Origin of the sequence: Streptacidiphilus jeojiense (genome assembly GCF_000719095.1) — a bacterium.
Lineage (GTDB): Bacteria > Actinomycetota > Actinomycetes > Streptomycetales > Streptomycetaceae > Streptacidiphilus > Streptacidiphilus jeojiensis.
The window spans coordinates 1-18,052 of record NZ_JOEH01000004.1 but is presented as its reverse complement, the minus strand read 5'-3'; the positions used below and the strand labels follow the sequence as shown (position 1 = coordinate 18,052).

Annotated in this window: 12 protein-coding genes and 1 pseudogene; 4 read left to right on the top strand and 9 right to left on the bottom strand. The window is 73.3% G+C overall.

What is annotated here, in order from left to right; genetic code table 11:
* Nucleotide 1 precedes the first annotated feature (1 nt).
* The 3 genes from IF29_RS0105065 to IF29_RS0105055 form a co-directional block, all read right to left on the bottom strand.
* A complete protein-coding gene (locus tag IF29_RS0105065) occupies nucleotides 2-769 on the bottom strand; it encodes an ABC transporter ATP-binding protein (protein WP_030250137.1) in 768 nt (255 codons plus the stop codon).
* Nucleotides 770-950: 181 nt separating this feature from the next.
* The gene (locus tag IF29_RS0105060) at nucleotides 951-1,595 is read right to left on the bottom strand and encodes a response regulator (RefSeq protein WP_030250134.1); all 645 of its coding nucleotides are present in this window, start codon (nucleotides 1,593-1,595) and stop codon (nucleotides 951-953) included.
* Complete coding sequence (locus IF29_RS0105055; protein WP_051724995.1) at nucleotides 1,580-2,875, bottom strand: sensor histidine kinase; 1,296 nt, start codon at nucleotides 2,873-2,875, stop codon at nucleotides 1,580-1,582. Before IF29_RS0105055 ends, IF29_RS0105060 begins: the two co-directional genes overlap by 16 nt.
* 163 nt (nucleotides 2,876-3,038) lie before the next feature.
* On the opposite strand from IF29_RS0105055, the gene IF29_RS0105050 reads away from it, so the two are divergent.
* Entirely contained in the window at nucleotides 3,039-3,725 is a 687-nt protein-coding gene (locus IF29_RS0105050; RefSeq protein ID WP_030250128.1) for a class I SAM-dependent methyltransferase family protein, read from the top strand.
* Nucleotides 3,726-3,729: 4 nt separating this feature from the next.
* Here the strand turns inward: IF29_RS0105050 and IF29_RS0105045 are convergent, their stop codons facing one another.
* Nucleotides 3,730-5,463 (bottom strand): proline--tRNA ligase, encoded by a 1,734-nt coding sequence (locus IF29_RS0105045; protein WP_051724904.1) that lies wholly within the window; start codon nucleotides 5,461-5,463, stop codon nucleotides 3,730-3,732.
* Between the two features lie 181 nt (nucleotides 5,464-5,644).
* On the opposite strand from IF29_RS0105045, the gene IF29_RS0105040 reads away from it, so the two are divergent.
* Complete coding sequence (locus IF29_RS0105040) at nucleotides 5,645-6,382, top strand: hypothetical protein (RefSeq protein WP_030250123.1); 738 nt, start codon at nucleotides 5,645-5,647, stop codon at nucleotides 6,380-6,382.
* Between the two features lie 40 nt (nucleotides 6,383-6,422).
* Here the strand turns inward: IF29_RS0105040 and IF29_RS0105035 are convergent, their stop codons facing one another.
* The 3 genes and pseudogenes from IF29_RS0105035 to IF29_RS0105025 all read right to left on the bottom strand — a co-directional run bounded on the left by IF29_RS0105035 (nucleotide 6,423) and on the right by IF29_RS0105025 (nucleotide 12,576).
* A complete protein-coding gene (locus tag IF29_RS0105035) occupies nucleotides 6,423-8,609 on the bottom strand; it encodes a DEAD/DEAH box helicase (RefSeq protein WP_030250120.1) in 2,187 nt (728 codons plus the stop codon).
* Nucleotides 8,610-8,771: 162 nt separating this feature from the next.
* Nucleotides 8,772-8,972: pseudogene (locus IF29_RS47410) on the bottom strand (transglycosylase family protein); the annotation flags it as partial.
* 637 nt (nucleotides 8,973-9,609) lie between these two features.
* A complete protein-coding gene (locus tag IF29_RS0105025) occupies nucleotides 9,610-12,576 on the bottom strand; it encodes an AfsR/SARP family transcriptional regulator (RefSeq protein ID WP_030250109.1) in 2,967 nt (988 codons plus the stop codon).
* A 697-nt stretch (nucleotides 12,577-13,273) separates the two neighbouring features.
* Here IF29_RS0105025 and IF29_RS0105020 point away from each other — a divergent pair.
* Nucleotides 13,274-14,488, top strand: coding sequence for an alanine--tRNA ligase-related protein (locus tag IF29_RS0105020; RefSeq protein ID WP_030250107.1), 1,215 nt, complete (start codon nucleotides 13,274-13,276; stop codon nucleotides 14,486-14,488).
* Between the two features lie 9 nt (nucleotides 14,489-14,497).
* Here the strand turns inward: IF29_RS0105020 and IF29_RS41585 are convergent, their stop codons facing one another.
* Together IF29_RS41585 and IF29_RS0105010 are read right to left on the bottom strand one after the other, a co-directional pair.
* Nucleotides 14,498-15,358 carry an RNA polymerase sigma factor gene (locus tag IF29_RS41585; protein ID WP_030250105.1) on the bottom strand — a complete coding sequence of 287 codons (861 nt, stop codon included), beginning with the start codon at nucleotides 15,356-15,358 and terminating at the stop codon, nucleotides 14,498-14,500.
* Nucleotides 15,355-16,353 carry a haloalkane dehalogenase gene (locus IF29_RS0105010; RefSeq protein ID WP_063757432.1) on the bottom strand — a complete coding sequence of 333 codons (999 nt, stop codon included), beginning with the start codon at nucleotides 16,351-16,353 and terminating at the stop codon, nucleotides 15,355-15,357. Before IF29_RS0105010 ends, IF29_RS41585 begins: the two co-directional genes overlap by 4 nt.
* Nucleotides 16,354-16,556: 203 nt before the next feature.
* On the opposite strand from IF29_RS0105010, the gene IF29_RS47405 reads away from it, so the two are divergent.
* Nucleotides 16,557-18,052: serine/threonine-protein kinase (locus IF29_RS47405; RefSeq protein WP_232242030.1), on the top strand; the 1,496-nt coding region annotated here is incomplete at its 3' end.

The following is an 18,052-nucleotide window of genomic DNA, read 5'->3' as shown; positions in this document are numbered from 1 at the left end:
ATCACCGTGCCACCGCCAGGTCCGTCATCCGGCCGGCCACGGCCTCCGGGGAGGGCGCCACCAACTCGCCGGCGAGCGCGCCGTCGGCCAGGAACAGCACCCGGTCCGCGTGCGCGGCCACGCTGGGGTCGTGGGTGACCATCACGATGGTGGTGCCGACCCCGTCCGGGCCGTCGGCGGCGTCCACCAGGGCCCGCAGCACCGCCAGCAGCTCCCGTCCGGTGCTGAGGTCCAGCGCCCCGGTCGGCTCGTCCGCGAAGAGCACCGCGGGACGGGTCACCAGGGCCCTGGCGATGGCCACCCGCTGCTGCTGGCCGCCGGACAGCTCACTGGGACGGCTGCCGGCCTTGTGCTCCATGCCCATCTGCGCCAGCGCGCGCAGCACCGCGCGCCGGTCCGGCCGGCGGCCCGCCAGCCGCAGCGGCAGCGCCACGTTCTGCTCAGCCGTCAGCGAGGGCAGCAGATTGAACGACTGGAACACGAATCCGGTCGACTCCCTTCGGAAGCCGGTCAGTTCGGTCTCGTTGAGCCGGGTGATGTCCACCCCGCCGATCACCACCCGGCCCGAGCTGGGCCGGTCCAGGCCGGCGGAGCACTGCAGCAGAGTCGACTTCCCCGAGCCCGAGGGGCCCATCACCGCGGTGAAACTGCCCACCGGGAACGACAGGTCGATCCCCCGCAGCGCGGCCACCGCCCCGTCCCCGGATCCGTACTGCTTGGTCAGTGCTTCCAGCCGCACCGCGTCCTGCGTCCGCGCTGTGTCCAGCATCGTTGCCCAGCTCCCTCGTCAACGGATTCGGCATCCTGCTGCCAGTCTGTTGACCTGGGGCGCCCGGCACAGGAGCGGTAGACACCGGAACCGGGGGTGGAACTACCTACACCCCGGCGGGGGGCGTACGTGTCCGCTCGGGTCTTGCTCGGGTTCTGCTCAGGCTTTGCTCGGGTTCTGCTCAGGTGTTGAGGTACGCGAGGACGGCCAGCACCCGGCGGTTGTCCTCGTCCGAGGGCTGCAGGTCCAGCTTGAGGAAGATGTTGGAGGTGTGCTTGGCGATGGCCCGCTCCGTCACCACCATCCGCTCGGCGATGGCCGCGTTGGAGCGACCCTCGGCCATCAGCGCCAGCACCTCCCGCTCACGGGGCGTCAGCGCGCCCAGCGGCTCGGTGTGGGCGTTGTGCGCCAGCAGCTTGGCGATGACCTCCGGGTCCATCACGGTGCCGCCGGCGGCGACCCTTCTGACCGCGTCCACGAACTGGTCCGAGTCGAACACCCGGTCCTTCAGCAGATAGCCGACGGCGCCGGTGCCGTCGGCCAGCAACTCCCTCGCGTAGAGCTGCTCCACGTACTGCGACAGCACCAGCACCGGAAGGCCCGGCGCCTCGCGCCGGGCCTGGAGGGCCGCCTGCAGCCCCTCGTCGGTGAAGGTCGGCGGCATCCGCACGTCGACCACGGCCACGTCCGGCCGCAGTTCCAGCAGCGCCGCGAGCAGGTCCGGGCCGTTGTCGACGGCGGCGACGATCTCGCAGTCGTACGCCTCGAGCATCCGCACCAGGCCGTTCTGCAGCAGGAACAGGTCCTCGGCTAGGACAACTCGCACGGCAGCTCCACGGTGAGGACGGTCGGACCGCCGACCGGACTGTTCAGCACCAGTATCCCGTCGAACGGGGCCAGCCTGCGCTCCAGCCCGCGCAGCCCGCCACCCTTGGCCGGATCCGCGCCCCCGGCGCCGTCGTCCTGAATGGTCATCAGCAGCCGTCCGTCGCGGTGCAGGATGTCGATCCAGACCCGCTGGCCGCCGGAGTGCTTGGCGGCGTTGGCGAGGGCCTCGGCGGCGGTGAAGTAGGCGGCGGACTCCACCGGGGCCTCCAACCGGCCCGGCAGGTCCACCCCGACCTCGACGGTGAGCGCGCTATCCAGCGCCAACGCCCTTACCGCGTCGCCCAGTCCGCGGTCGGACAGCACCGGCGGGTGGATGCCGCGGACCAGGTCGCGCAGCTCGTTCAGGGCCTGCGCGGAGGCGTTGCGGGCCTCCAGCAGCATCTCCTTGGCCTCCGCCGGGTGCTTCTCCAGCAGTTGGGCTGCGGCGCTGAGATTCATGCCCATGGCCACCAGCCGGGCCTGCGCGCCGTCGTGCAGGTCGCGCTCGATCCGGCGCAGCTCGGCCGCCTGGGCGTCCACCGCCTCGCTCCGCGTCTCGGTCAACTGCCGGACCCGGGAGGCGAGTTGCACCTCGGGCGTGGGCGCCAGCAGCGACCTGGTCCAACGGCCGTAGACAGGAAGGACCTTGGGCGCGCTCCAGAGCCCCAGCAGGACCAGACCCACCCCCATCGCGGAGATCGCGGCCAGGTCGCCGCCGTGGCCGTAGTGGGCGTGCATCAGCACGAACCAGTCCCCGTAGCCGGTGCTGCTCATCCACCTGACGTTGGCGCAGACCACGAACCCGTAGACGCCCTCCAGCACCAGCGCGACCGGCAGCAGCGCCAGCAGCCCGCCGACCACCGGGTCCAGCAGCAGCCAGGTCAGGTCGCGCCGGGTGGCCGGATCGGACCGCAGCCAGCGCACCCACTGCCGGACCCCGGTGGCCCCGGCCGGGAAGACCGGCCGCCGCGGGTACGGGGCCTCGACCACGGTCCCGGTCCAGCGCGTGGCCAACTCCCGGCGCTGGTCCGCCATCCGCCGCACCGCCAGCACCGCCAGCGGCAGCAGCAGCGCACCGGCCCCGAACCCCAGCCCGACGAAGGCGAATCCGGCCAGCGCGGCGCACAACAGCCCCGGATACACCAGCAGATGCAGCACCAGGCACCGCCCCAGGGCCACCAGCCGCTCCCGGAACCACGGAAGGGACTCCTCGACCCGGTCGGCCATGCTCCTGCTCATGCTGCCCTCGCCCTCGTCGCCCACTCGACACATCGCCCCGGAGGAGCCGCCACCCCAGTGTGCCGCCCGCCCCCGCCGCCCGCAGGGGCGTTGGCCACCGGATCAGGGGGTGGACCCAGGTACACCCCCGTGCCGACACCGGGCGGTCATGTAGCGTCCCGGTATGGACTGGCACGCCTGGCACGACGACTACGACCGCCCCGGCTCCTACCTGACTCAGCGCCTGGCCGCGGTGCAGCAGCAGATCCGGCTGGCGCTGGACACCGCGCCGCCGGGGCCGATCCGGGTGATCAGCATCTGCGCCGGTCAGGGGCACGACCTGCTGGGTGTCCTGCCCGACCACCCGCGCCGCGATGACGTCACGGCCCGACTGGTCGAGCTCGACCCGCGCAACGCGACCGCGGCGCGGGCCACCGCGGCGGCGGCCGGCCTGACCCAGGTCGAGGTGGTGACCGGCGACGCCGCCCAGGTCGCCCGGTACCGCGACCTGACACCGGCTCAACTCGTGCTGGCCTGCGGGATCTTCGGCAACATCAGCGACGCCGACATCGAGCGCACCGTCGACCACTGCACCCGGCTCTGCGCCGTCGGCGGCACCGTGGTCTGGACCCGGCACCGCAAGGAACCGGACCTGGTGCCCCGGATCTGCGGCTGGTTCGAGGAACGCGGCTTCGAGCGGGTGTGGCTCTCCGCCCCCGGAGCAGGCTTCGGCGCCGCGGCCCACCGCTACGCGGGCACGACCTCGGACAGCTCCGGGGCCGAGGGGTCCACTGACGCCGACGCCGACGCCGACGCCGACGCCGACAGCAGCATGTTCACTTTCATCGGCTACGACACGCTGTCCCGCTGACGGCCTACTCGGCGCCCGTCTCCGCCCCCGTCCCCGCCACCGTCCCCAGCACCAACTCCCGTACCCGCCCCACCACATCGGCCAGGGCGACCTCGGTGCTCGTCCCCGTCGCGCGGTCGGTGAGCTCGACCGTCCCGGCGGCGAGTCCGCGGGCGCCGACCGTGATCCGGTACGGGATGCCGACCAGTTCGACGTCGCTGAACTTCACCCCGGGGCGCTCCGCGCGGTCGTCCAGGACGGCGTCCACACGTTCGCGGCGCAGCCGCGCGTACAGCTCCTCGCCCGCACGGGCGACGGCCTCGTCCTTGCCCAGGGTGACCACGGCGACCTCGAAGGGCGCGATCGCGACCGGCCAGACGATGCCCCGGTCGTCGTGATGCGACTCGACCGCGCAGGCCAGGGCGCGTTCGATGCCGATGCCGTAGCAGCCCATGACCGGGGCGACCCGCTCGCCGCCGGGGGCGAGGACGCTGACGCCGAGCGGTTCGGTGTACTTGCGGCCGAGCTTGAAGATGTGGCCGATCTCGACCGTACGGACCACTCCCAGCGCGGCGCCGCACTGCGGGCACGGCTCGCCGGCGGTGACCTCGCGCAGGTCGGCCCAGCGCGCGGGGGCGATGTCGCGGTCGACGTCCACACCGCGCAGGTGCACCCCGTCGGTGTTGGCGCCGGTGGCCATGGAGCGGCGTCCGCGCAGGGCCTCGTCGGCGATGACCGGGAGGTCGGTGACCCCGACCGCGCCCAGGCTGCCGGGCCTGGCACCCAGCGCCGCGACGATCTCCTCGGGGGTGGCCGGGCGGATCCGGTTCGCCCCGGTGGCGTCGATCAGCTTCTGCTCGACCAGCGCGTGGTCACCGCGCAGCAGCACCAGCGTGAGCTGCTCGTCCAGGACGTAGACCAGGGTCTTGACCTGCTGCCGGGCGCTGAACCCGTACTCCCGGTCGAGGTCGTCGATGGTGCGCACGCCGGGGGTGTCGAAGGGCTCCGGGGCCGCCGGTCCCGCGGCGTCCTCGATCGCGGCCAGGGCCGAGCCGGCCTTCTCCACATTGGCCGCGTAGTCGCAGTCCGGACAGGTGACGATCAGGTCCTCGCCCGCGTCCGACGGGCACATGAACTCCACCGACGAACTGCCGCCCATACTGCCGCTGGACGCCTGCACCGGGATCGCCGGGATGCCGATCCTGGCGAAGATCCGCGCGTAGGCGGCGTGCTGCCGGTCGAAGGCGGCGTCGAGCCCGGCCTCGTCCAGGTCGAAGCTGTAGGCGTCCTTCATGGTGAACTCGCGCACCCGGATCAGGCCGCTCTTGGGCCGCGGCTCGTCCCGGAACTTGGTCTGGAACTGGTACCAGACCTGCGGCAACTGGCGGTACGAGCGCAGCTCGGTGGCCAGCGTGGTGAAGATCTCCTCATGGGTCATGCCCAGCGCGAGGTCCGCTCCCCTGCGGTCCTTGAGCCGGAACATCTCCTCTCCCATGACGTCCCAGCGCCCGGACTTCTGCCAGATCTCGGCGGGGTGCATCACCGGCAGAACGAACTCCTGCCCACCGGCCCGGTTCATCTCCTCGCGGACGATGTCCATGATCTTCGCCCGCACCCGCACCGCGAGCGGCAGCAGCGAGTAGTGGCCCGCCATCAACTGGCGGACGTAGCCGGCCCGCAGCAGCAGCCGGTGGCTGGCCGCGTCGGCGTCGGCGGGATCCTCGCGCAGGGTGGGGACGTAGAGCTCTGACCAGCGCATCAGCGGGGCTGCCTTCGAGTCGGGGGCGGGGCCGCAGTCTACCGAGGGGCGGCCGCGCCGATCTCCCCGTTTTCGCCGCCTCCGGAGCACCGGTCCGGCCCTATCCATCCCGACCGGTGGTCCCCGATACTGATGCGCGTCGCCCGGGACTCCGGGCGGGCAGGGGGCAGCGTTGGAAGCCTTGGGCTGGACACTGGTCGTCCTGGTGTGCTGCGCCGCCGCCGTGGGGTGGCAGCTGCACCGCTATCCCGGCGGATGGGCCTACGCCTTCGGGGCGATGTACGCACCGGACCGCAAGGAGCTGTCGTCCGCACGGCTGACCGTGCGCACGATCAGGCGCGAGCACGGCCAGGAGCAGTCCGCCGCCGAGGGGCAGCTGCGCGAGGCCGAGCGGCGGCAGAACCGGCAGATCACCGGCGCCGACCGCCGGCTCAAGCAGCTGCGGGATCCCGGACCGGGACAACTGCGGGAGACCATGGGCACGATGACGCTCTTTCAGCGGAAGCTCCGGGTCTCCAAGGCCGAGGTACCGCTGGACGGCCTCCGGGTCCGCTTCGAGCTCGGGCGGCGGAACACCTGCTACATCCATGTCACCCTGCCCGACGGTCACGAGAGGTCCGCGTCCTTCCCCGGCGACCAGTTCGAGGAGGAGGACGTCCGCGGCTTCTCCCGGCGGATCACCAACGCGGTCGCCGACGAGAACAGGGCCTGCGTGGAACGCGAGCAGCAGATCGCCGAGGCCGAGGCTGACCGCAGCCGTGCGGTCGCGGACACGGCCGCCCAGGAGGCCGCCCGGGAGCGGCTGGAGCAGGTGAAGGAACGTCACCGCAAGGAGGGCCGCCTCTCCGCCGCCCGCGCCGAGCTCGACCAGGCCCTGGACCGCTGGCAGGACCTCACCGGACACCGCCCGCAGCGCTGATCCCCCGTCCGCCTCCTCAGCCCCGCGGTGCCACCACCCCTCAGCGACCGGATGGCGCCTGCTCCGCCAGCCGCTGCTGCTCCGCCTCGATGATCTGCCGCGCCAGCGACGGTTCGGAGATGTCCAGCGCCTCCGGCGAGGCCTCCGCGGCGTCGCTGCGGCGGGCGTAGGCGTCGAACAGGTCCTGCTTGCGGGCCAGCAGCCGCAGCAGCCGCTGGTCGACGCTGTCGGGGGTGAGCAGCCGGTGCACCCGCACCCGCCGGGTCTGGCCCATCCGGTGGGCGCGGGCCACGGCCTGCTGCTCCAGGGCGGGTTTGACCTGCGGCTCGCAGAGCACCACCACGCTCGCGGCCTGCAGGTTCAGCCCGATCCCGCCGACCTGGATCTGCGCCAGCAACACCGCGGGGCCGGGCGCGGCGCCGAACCGGTCGACGACCTGCTGCCGCTCCCCCGGCTCGGTGCGGCCCGACAGCGGACCCAGCAGCACCGGAACCCGCTCCCCGAACATCTTCTGAGCTGCCGTCAGAACATCGCGGAAGTAGGAGAACACCAGCACCTTCTCGCCCGCTGCCACGGCCTCCGCCACGATCTCGCCCAGCCGCCGCAGCTTCGCCGACTGCTCGGGCACCGCGTAGGCCGCCCGCCGCATCGCCGGGAAGTTCGCGGCGGCGACCGCCTGCCGGTAGGCGTCCTCGTCGGCCGCGCTGAACTCCTGCCACTCGTCGCTGTGCACCAGCAGCGGCAGTTCGCTGAGCACATCGCTCTGGTTGCGGCGCAGATAGGCCGGGGCCACGGCGTGCCGGAACGCCTCCGCGCCCAGCGGCGGCTCCCACGGCCGGTAGGGAGGCAGGAGTCCGGGCTGCAGGTAGGACAGCAGCGCGCGGAACTCCTCGACCCGGTTCTCCATCACCGTCCCAGTGAGGAACAGCACCCGTTCGCACCCGTCGGTGAGGGCGCGCACCTTCCGGGCGCGCAGGGTCTGCGGGTTCTTGACGTAGTGGGCCTCGTCCACCACCACCATCGCCGTCGCCGGAGCCGCCCCGGCCGGCAGTCCGTCCAGGTAGCGCAGTCCCTCGAAGGTGGTGACGGCCACCCCGCCCTCGTGCCGCCACTCCAGCAGCGCCGTTCCGCGATGGGTCCCGTGCACCCGGTGGGCCGTCAGCCGGGACCGTGACTCGATCTCCCGCAGCCAGTTGACCAGCACGCTCGCCGGGCAGACCACCAGGAAGTGCCGTTCGCCGCCGGCCGCGAGGTGCGCCATCGCGGCGATCGCCTGGATCGTCTTGCCCAGGCCCATCTCGTCGCCCAGGATCGTGCGCCGCTGCACCAGGGCGTAGCGGGCGCCGAACACCTGGTAGCCGCGCAGGGAGACCCGGAGCAGCGACTCGTCCAGCTCCAGCCCGCGTACCGCCCGGGCCAGTCGGTCCGGCAGGTGGCCCTCGGACGACTCGGCCGGCACCCTCCGCAGGGCCTCCTCCGCGAGCTGCCCCAGGACGGTGTAGAACTCGGCCGCCCGGGTCTCGAACTCCAGCCAGGCCTGGTCCGGTGAGGACGGCCGGCGCAGCAGGTCCACCGCGGCCTGGGCGAACACCTCGTCGGCACGGCCCTGTTCGGCCCCGGTCAGCACCTCGGCCACGGCGGCCACCGCCGCCAGCGCGGCCTCCCGGCGGGCCCGTCCGAGCAGCCGCAGGCGCAGCGCGGACCGGGCCGGGGCGCCGTCGGCCAGGGCGACGGCCAGCCGGGCCGAGGCCTGCTCCGCGGAGCGCTGGGCACCGAGCAGCCCCGGGCCGGCCTGGACGAACGGGAACAGCTCGGTGACCAGCCCGGTCCCGGCCGGGTCACGGCGGTCCGGGTCGATGCGCACCGCGGTGGCCTCCCGGGCGGCCCTGGCCAGCTGCGCGGCGGCGACCTTGGCCTGGTCCGCGCTCTGCCGGCCGATGCCGGGGGCCCGGAGCAGTTCGTAGGCCTCGGCCCGGTGCACCTGACCCACCGTCCGGAACCCGGCCGCCTCCAGGGCGGTGACCCGGAGCCGGCCGTCGGTGACGTCGCTCAGCCGGTCGACCGGCACCTCGTCCAGCGACGCCTGGGTCTCCCGGTCCCGAAGCTCCTCGGCCAGCGTGCGGACCCGCTCGACGGCGGCCCGGTACTCGTCCACCACCTCGGTGGCGGACCGGTGCAGCCGTTCCCCCAGCCGGTACAGCTCCCTGCGATCACGGCCCTGTCCCACCCGGTGCCTCCCCCGTGTCGCACCCGCCGCTCCTGCCTGTACATCCTGCCAGCGGACACGCCCGAGCGGCGCACCCCGGTTTCGGGATGCGCCGCTCGGGCGGTGCTCAGTGCGCGGTGCGCGCGGTCAGGGACCGGGCGTCGGTCAGAGACCGGCGGCCGGGCCGCAGACCGGCCAGGCGCCGGGGCCCTGGGAGGCCAGGACCTGCTCGGCCACGGAGATCTGCTGGGCCTTGGTGGCCTGGTCGGCGGTGGCGGCGTACTGGGTGCCACCGTAGGCGGCCCAGGTGGAGGCGGAGAACTGCAGGCCACCGTAGTAGCCGTTGCCGGTGTTGATGCTCCAGTTACCGGTGCTATCCGGTTGCGGCGACGGCCGGTACCGGCGGTGTTGCGGGCAGCGTTGGCGGGGGTGCGGAAGTTCATCAAATCCCTTTCGACAGGCCCCGGGGCGAAGCACCTGGCAGGCCGGAGGAACGCGCGGGAGCGCGCTCGGCCTGGCGGGTGTCATGAGGTGGTGCGGACAGTCGGTCCACGCGACAGGGGCGTGGTCACCGTTGCTGTCCCGGTGCCCTCCGGTCCTGGCCGCCGCTCGGAGCGGAGGAGGACCACTGGGTGGGCGAACCCGGGGGGTGCTCAGTGCACGTCTTCGAAGCTAGGCAACTACCGGCGACGATTCAAACATTTTGGACAAGTACCAGGTCAGAGTGCTGTTACCGCTGGTATCGATCATCAGTCGGGGGCCGTATTCCGGGCCCGGCCGCCGAATCCGACGCCGCTTTGTGGCCCGGGCCACACGCCGGCCCTGGTGAGCTGCCCCACATTGTCGACGCAGCGTCAACGGGGATCAGCCGCCCGTGGGTGTTGATCTTGGCTTTGCGCCCTCCGGAGCGCCCCGGCTGTGACCTGGGCCATCCGGGCCGGCAGCAGCCGGTGCCCAGCCGCCGTCCGGGCCGCCGCCATCAGGCGCGGGCTGCCGCCATCAGGCGTCCGGGCCGCCGTCCTCAGCCGTCAGCCCGTGCCTCGGCCACCCGACGGCGCAGCCCGGCCGCGGTCTCCGGCTCGCCGAGGCGGTCGTACCACTCGGCGGCCTCCTCCCAGGCCGGCAGCGCCTCGCTGTGCTCCCCGGTCGCCGTGAGCGCGTCGCCGAGCAGGCTGAGCGAGTTGCCCACCATCTGCGGGTCGTCGCAGTCGCGGCCGGTCGCGATGGCCTCGCGCAGCGACGCCATCGCCTCGGGCAGCCGGCCGAGCGCCAGATAGGCCTCGCCCAGATTGAGCTGCCCCGCGCCCAGCCCGATGACGGAGTCGGCCTGGCGGGCAATCGGGATGGACTCCTGGAACGCCTGCACCGCCTCCTCGGCCCGGCCGAGTTCCAGGTAGAGCAGGCCCACGTTGTTGAGGGTCGCCAGCAGCCCGAAGGGGTGCGCCGCCTCCCGGCGCAACGGCAGCGCCCGTTCGAACCAGGGCAGGGCGTCCTCGTGCCGCCCGGCGAAGTAGTAGGTCATCGCGATGGACTCGTTGGCGGCGGCCCGCCCGGGCACGTCGCCGAGCCGGGTGTGGATCTCCAGGGCCGCGTGGGCGGCGGCCAGCGCCTCGTCGATCTGCTTCAGCTCCATGTGGGCGTGGGCGATGCTGTTGTAGGAGGACGCCTCGTGCTCCAGCCGGCCGGTGCGGCGGGCGCTCTCCAGACTGATGGTCTGGGTCTCCACCACGATGTCCAGCTCCCGGCGGTGCAGCAGGTGGTGCAGCGTCTCCATGGGGATCAGCTGCGCCAGCGCCTCCATCCGCAGCTCGCCCACCTGGAGGGTGACCGCGTGCAGGTTGCCCTGCTCCAGGTCCAGCCAGGCGAGCGCGTCGGCGTAGGAGTCGAAGCGCAGCGCGGTGTCCGGGTCCGGCTCCGGCGCCTCGGAGAGGTCGAACCGCCGGCGCTCGGGCTTGTACAGCTCCATGGCCTGGTAGGCGGCGTGCAGGTACCAGGTGCCGAGCCGCTCCACCGCGGCGTACCCCTCGGTGCCGGGCCGCAGCTCGGGCTCCGACCCCGCGAACAGCTCCCCGGCGACCAGCTCCCGTGCGAAGAGGTGCAGCAGGTCGTGGACGGCGAACCGGCCGGCCCTGGGCTCGCGCACGAAGTGGATGTCGGCGAGCCGGTCCAGCGCCTGCCGGGTGGCGTCGACGCTGCGGTCGGCCAGGGCGGCGACGGCCGCCAGGCCGATCTCCCCGCCCTGCCACAGGCCGAGCAGCCGGAACACCCGGGCGGCCTCCCGGTCCAGCTCGCAGTCGGCCCCGGCCAGGGTGTCGTAGCTGAGCCCGAAGGAGACCCGGACGCCGAGGTCGTCCACCACCAGCTCGTGCAGCCGGCCGCGCCGCTCCGCCAGCCGGTCCGCCAGCGAGGCCGCGGACCAGTCGGGACGCGCGACCAGGCGCGCCGCGGCGATCCGGACGGCCAGCGGGTGCATGTCGCAGGCGTCCAGGATGCGCGTCACCGCCTCCGGTTCGGCGAGCGCCCGGGCGGCTCCCACGATCGCCGCGAACAGCGCCTCGGCCTCGTTCCGCTCCAGCGCCCCGAGCTCGGTGCGGACGGAGACGCTCAGCGTGGCGCAGCGGCTGCGGCTGGTCGCCAGCACACCGCAGCCCGCCGATCCCGGCAGCAGCGGGCGCAGCTGCGCGGCGTCGCGGACGTCGTCCAGCAGCAACAGGACCCGCCGGGTGGCCAGGTGGCTCCGGTAGAGCGCCTCCCGCTCCTGCTCGTCGCGCGGGATCGACGCGTCGGGGACGCCGAGGGCGCGCAGGAAGGAGGAGAGCGCGTCCGCGGGCGCCAGCGGACGGCGGCCCGAGCCGCGCAGGTCCAGGAAGAGCTGCCCGTCCGGGAAGCCGGCCGCGACCTGGTGCGCCACCCGCACCGCGAGGGTGGTCTTGCCGACCCCGCCGGCCCCGGAGACCAGGCACAGCGCGGCCGTGCCGACGCCGCCCGGGGCGTCCGGCGGCAGCGCGCCGGTCAGCGCCTCGCACAGGGCGTCGACCTGACTCGCCCTGCCGGTGAAGTCGCGCAGTCCGCCCGGAAGTTGGGCGGGGACGGCGGGCCGGTCCAGCACCGCGGGCCCGGAGGGGGCTCCCGCGGCGGTTCCCGGGCCGGTCCCTGCGCTCGCACCCGGTCCGGTCCCCAGTGCGTTCTCCGTGGCCGCGCCCGCGTCCAGCGGCCAGGGCGGCAGCGGTGCCCCGGCCAGGATCGCCGCCTGCAACGCCCGGCTGTGCGGGCCCGGTTCGACACCCAGCTCGTCGACCAGGCTGCGGCGCAGCCTGGCGAACTCGTCCAGCGCCTCGGTCGGTCGGCCCGCGGCGAACTGGGCCCGCATCAGCAGGCAGGAGAGCTGCTCACGGTACGGGTGCTCGGACTGCAGCCGCAGCACCCGCGCCAACGCCTCGCCGGGGTGCCCGAGTTCGAGGTCGGACCGGGCCAGCAGCTCATGGGCCTGGATCAGGCCCTCCTGCAGGCTGGGTATCTCACGGTCCTTCAGCACTCCGGCCGGAACATCCTCCAGGGCGGCGCCGCGCCACAGGCCGAGCGCGGCCCTGAGGTCCGCCGCCGCACCGGTCCAGTCCAGCCGGGCGGCCGCGCCCTGGCCGCGCCGGCGCAGTGCGTCGAAGCGCAACAGGTCCAGCTCGGCGTCGTCGAGCAGCTCCACCCGGTAGCCCGGGGCCCGGGTCAGCAGCCGCGCCCCGGCCACCGGACCGAGGGTCCGCCGCAGCCGCATCATGTAGCTGCGCAGCGTGGTCGTCGCGGCGGTCGGCGGCTTGCCGTTCCAGACCTGGTCGGCGAGTTCCGCCGTGTCCACGGTGTGGTTGGCCCGCAGCAGCAGGGCTGCCAGCAGGATGCGCTGACGGCTCGCGGGGATGCCCACCACGACCCCGTCCAGGTCGACGGACACCGGACCGAGCAGCCCGAAACGGATCTGCGACGCTGCGTCTGGCATCTTTTCGTCCACCGGAGATTCTCTGTCGTCGGTTCCGCCCCTGCTGACGCCACGCAGACGCCACGGCCGGATGGAAGTGTAATGCCCACGGAAAGGGCGTGTGGGGGCGCACAGGCCGAAATCGGGGACCTTCGGGTCCATACCGGACGTGCCCCCTGCACCCGGTCGAACCGCGCCGGCGGTTCGACGCCCGGCAGTGGCCCACGGGGGTGACCACAGCCGCGGCTCGGTCGTGGCCACCGGGGGTGGCCACGACCGCCGTCCCTTCGGACCGCTCCAGCGACGTGACCCGGTGGGACAACAGGCACGAGCGACCAGCACCGACTGCCCGCACCGACGGCCAAGAGCGATCACCAGTTCAAACCGCCCGCACCGACTGCCGGTACCGACCGACGGCCAGCACCGACGACCGGCACCGACGACCGGCACGGCACCGCCGCCCCGCCCGGATATCCCCGGCGGCACCGCAATGGCCCCTGTTACCGTTGACGTCATGGAGGTCACCCAGCGCAACACCGCCGCAGCCGCACGAGCTACCCGCTCGCCGGCCGCCGCAGCCTGACCTCATCCCCTCCTCCACCGGCGACCGGAAACGGCCGCCGGTGCGTCGTCCGCCGACCATCCATCGCCGCAGCCCGTGCTCCACGGTCTGCCCGCACGGCCCGCTCCGGTCCCATGACCCGAAGGGCCCACCGCCATGGACACCGACCGGACCGTCAACACCTTCATCGACTTCTACCGCGACCGCGGCCACCGACAGCTCACCGGCGACACCCTGATCCCGCCGCCCGGGGACCCGGTGCTCTTCACCACCTCCGGCATGCACCCGCTGACCCCCTACCTGGAGGGACGCCCGCACCCCGGGGGAACCCGTCTCGTCAACCTGCAACGCTGCCTGCGCACCACCGATCTGGACGAGGTCGGCGACGGCACCCATCTGACCGTGTTCGAGATGCTGGGCTCCTGGTCGCTCGGCGACTACGACGGCCCGCAGAGCCTCCGCTGGGGCTACGAGCTGCTGCGCGACGGCTTCGGCATCCACCCCGACCGGCTGCACACCACCGTCTTCGGCGGCGACGGGCAGGTCGGCCCGGACACCGAATCACTGCGCACCTGGGGCGACCTCGGCGTCCCGGTGGAGCTGACCACGGAGGACAACTGGTGGTCCAACGGCCCCACCGGGCCCTGCGGCCCCGACTCGGAGATCTTCGTGTGGACCGGCGAGGGCCCGCCCCCGCAGCAGTCCACCCCGACCACCGATCCGCGCTGGGTGGAGGTGTGGAACCACGTGACGATGCGTTACCACCGCCACCCCGACGGCAGTCTGGTGCCCCTGGACCGGCCGAGCGTGGACACCGGCATGGGACTGGAGCGGCTGGTCACCCTGCTGCAGGGGAAGCGCTCGGTCTACGAGTGCGACGTCTTCGAACCGTGGATGCGCACCGTCCCGGACCTGTGGGACGACCTGGACGAACCGTCGCTGCGGCTGGTCTGCGACCACCTCCGCTCCGGGATCGTGGTCGTCGGCGACGGCGTCCTCCCGTCCAACAGCGGCCGCGGCTACGTGCTGCGCCGGCTGCTGCGGCGGGTACTCACCGTGCTGTGGCGCGACGACCCCTCGCGCACCCTCTCCGACCTGCCGGACGAGCTGCTGGAACACACCCGGCAGCACTTCCGGCAGCAGGGGCAGCAGGGCGGGGTCGGCTCGGTGCGCTCGGTGCGCTCGGTGCTGCTCGACGAGGAGCAGCGCTTCACCGGGCTGCTGGAGCGCGGCCGCACGGTCCTCTCCCGCCAGGGCTTCTCCGGCCGCGTCGGCACCGGACCGCTGACCGGCGACGAGTACGACTACCTGCACGGCACCCACGGCCTGCCCCGCGAGCTGGTCGACACCCTGCTGAGGGAGGGGAGTTGACCCGTTCACTCACTCCAGCAGCGGAAACCGTCCCGACCTGAGCAGCGCCCCGATCGCGTCGACCTTCTGCTGGGGCGCCGCATAGTCGGGATGGGCCCGCAACACGGCTGCGGCGTCGTGCAGTCGGCCGAGTTGGGCCGCGGCCTCGGCGACGCCGCGGCCCGACGGGCTGACCGGATGCACGGCGAACACCGGTCGGGCCGGATCGATCCGGCCGAGGGCGAGCGCCTTCGGCACCCGCCGGGCGCAGCGGCAGAACGCCTCCGCATTGACCAGGCCGCAGGTGGAGTCCATGAAGATCCGGATCCGACGCCGCGCCCGCTCCAGCCGCTTGCGGTACGCGGCCGGACTGACCTCGAGGATCCAGGCGGCCTCGGCGGACGACAGCTCGAAGACGTCCGTCAGCACGAACGCGATCCGCTCGTCGCGCTCCAGGCACTGCAGCACCGCCTGGGTGCAGGAGAGCCGCACCTCCTCGGCCAGCAGCGCGGCCTCCGGGCCCCGGTAGTCCTCCTCCGCCAGCCCGTCGGCCAGGCCGTCCCGGAACTCGTCCAGGCTGAGCTGTCGGGCCTCCTGCGGGGTCTGCCGACGCAGATTGAGCAGGTAGTTGACGCCGACCCGGTACGCCCAGGTGAGCAGTCTCGCCTCGGCACGCCAGGTCGCCAACCGGGTCACCACCCGGATCAGGATCTCCTGGACCGCGTCCTCCGCGTCGGACGGCCGCCAGGCCATCCGCAGCGCCAGCCGGTAGAGGGGGTCCTGGAGCCGGCGGATGACCTCCTCCAGCGCCGCCCGGTCACCGTCGACCGCCCGCGCCACCAGCTCCACCTCGTCGGCGGCCTCCGAACTGCCTGTGCCCTCAACGGTCATGGCGCCATTGTCGTCTCTTTCGTGCTGGCCGTGCCGGCTGTGCTTGTCGTGCCGGCTGCGCTTGCCGCGCCGGCCGTCCCTGCCGTCGCCGCGGTCAGCGCGTGCCGCCGGATCCAGTCGGCGACCGCGGTCCCGATCGCCTCCGGCTGGTCCTCCGGGATGTGGTGGCCGCCCGGTCCGACCGACACCACCTCGGCACTGGCGAAGTCCGCCGCAGCCTGGGCGATCATCTCGGGAGAGCCCAGCCCCACACCGTTGTCCACGGCCATGAGCAGCTTCGGCACCTCGGGCGAGTCCGCCATCCAGCGGCGGTACCGCTCCACCACCGCCACCACGTCGGCGGGTTCACCACCCAGCGGCAGTTCGCGGGTCCAGGCCAGGATCGGCCTGCGCGAGGCCGGCTCCAGGAACGGCGCCCGGTAGACGTCGTGGTCGCTCGGCGCCAGCCCGCCGGCCACCCCGCGCGGCAGGTTGAACTCGATGAACAGGTTGTTCTCCAGGATGGTCTCCTCGCCCTTCGGCGAGCGGAAGCCCCGGAACAGCTCCGCCCCCTGCGGCGGCATCTCCTCCCACTGCATCGGCCGCAGGAACGTCTCCACGACCGCCACTCCGCGCACCCGCCCCGGATGCCGGGCCGCCCAGTCCATCCCCAGCGTCCCGCCCCAGTCGTGCCCGACGATCACCACCTCGTCCAGCCCCAGCGCCTCGAACCAGGCGTCCAGGTAGCGGACGTGGTCGGCGAGCCGGTAGCCCAGCTCGGGCTTGCCCGACTCCCCCATCCCGATCAGATCCGGCGCCAGGCACCTGGCCTCCCCCGCCACCTGCGGAATCACATTCCGCCACAGGTACGACGAGGTGGGGTTGCCGTGCAGGAACACCACCGGCACGGTTCCCTGCGCAGGTCCCTGCGCGGTTCCGGCCCCGGTTCCGGCCCCGGTGTCGGTGTCGGTGTCCCGGTAGTTCATGAACGAGTCCAGTACCTCGATGCTGGCCATGGTGCCGTTCCTCCCTCGCGAAAACTGCCTTCACAGGGTTGGACACAGCTCCTCGGCCGGCTGTGACCGCCGCTGCCGAAATTTCTCGGTTACCCCGTCGCGTCGGATTTGCGGCGTTGTTCGCCGAGGGGGAGCGGGGCGCCGGGGTGAGCTGCCAGACTGGGAGTCCGTCCGTTGAGGACCGGTGCCGGGGGGCGCGACTGATGACCACTCACTCGTCGGATCAGACACCAGCGGAAGGCCCTGTGCGGCTGCTGGTCGGCCGCTACCTGCTGGGAGACCGGCTCGGGCGGGGCGGCATGGGCATCGTGTGGCGGGCCCACGACCAGTTGCTCGACCGTGAGGTCGCGGTCAAGGAGCTCAATGTCGGCGGGCTTCCGGCCGAGGAACTGGAGACCCTCCACTCGCGGATGAAGCAGGAGGCACGGGCGGCGGCCCGGATCGGCCACCCCAATGTGATCACCATTCACGATGTGGTCGAGCAGGACGGCCGACCGTGGATCGTGATGGAGCTGATCGACGGCCGCTCCCTCGCCGAGATCATCACCGACGAGGGCACGCTGCTGCCGCGGGACGCTGCCAGGGTCGGCGCGCAGGTCCTTGCGGCGTTGGGCCAGGGGCACCGGCTCGGGGTGCTGCACCGCGACGTCAAACCCGCCAACGTACTGGTCGACCGGGTCGGGCGGGTGGTGCTCACCGACTTCGGCATCGCCCTGTTCGAGGGCGGCAGCGGGCTCACCCGGACCGGACAGATCGTCGGATCGCCGGACTACCTGGCGCCGGAACGGGTCGCCGGCCGCCGGCCGGGCCCGGAGTCGGACCTCTGGTCACTGGGCGCCACGCTCTACGCGGCGGTCGAGGGGCAGTCCCCGTTCCTGCGCAGCTCCACCATCGGCACACTGCAGGCGGTGATCACCGATCCCCTGCCCGAGCCCCGCAACGCCGGGCCGCTCACCCCGGTGCTCGAAGCCCTGCTGCGCAAGGACCCGGCCGAGCGCGCCACCGGCGAGCAGGCGCTGCGCATGCTGGAGGAGGTGGCGCAGGGCCACACACCGGCCACCGCGACAGCGGTCCCGCCCCCGCCTCCACCGGGGTACGGCCCCGGCGTGGGCGGCCCCGGCGTCGTCGGCGGTGCGGCAGCGGGTGCAGCCGCCGGGGCGGCAGCCGCGAGCCCCCTCCTACCCGGGGACGACCGCTCCACCTACCCCACGCAGTCGACCCCACCGACCCCGATGCAGCCCCCGCCGCTGCCGAGCTACCCGCCGACCCAGGTCCCCGGTCCGCCGCCCGCCCAGGGGTACGGTCCGGCCTACCCACCGGCGTACGGGTACCCGACCCCGCCGAGCCCGACCTGGTCGAACCCTCCCCCGGGCGGCTTCCCCGGCGGCCCGCACGGACCCGGCGGCCCCGGCGGACCCGGCGGACCGGACTCGCGCAGGCGCCGCACCTGGATCCTGGTCTGCTCCATGGCGCTGCTGGCCGCACTGATCGGCGGCGGCCTGGCGTTCGCCGCCACCAGGCTCGGCGGCGCGCACCACAACACCGCGCAGAGCGCGCCGCCTTCCGCCGGACCATCGGGCGGGACCAGCACATCGGCCCAACCGAGCCCATCGGCATCAGCCACGCTCAGCCCCAGCCCCAGCCCCAGCCCTTATACACATCTCCGAGCCCACGAGACTCCTGAGCATCTCGTATGCCG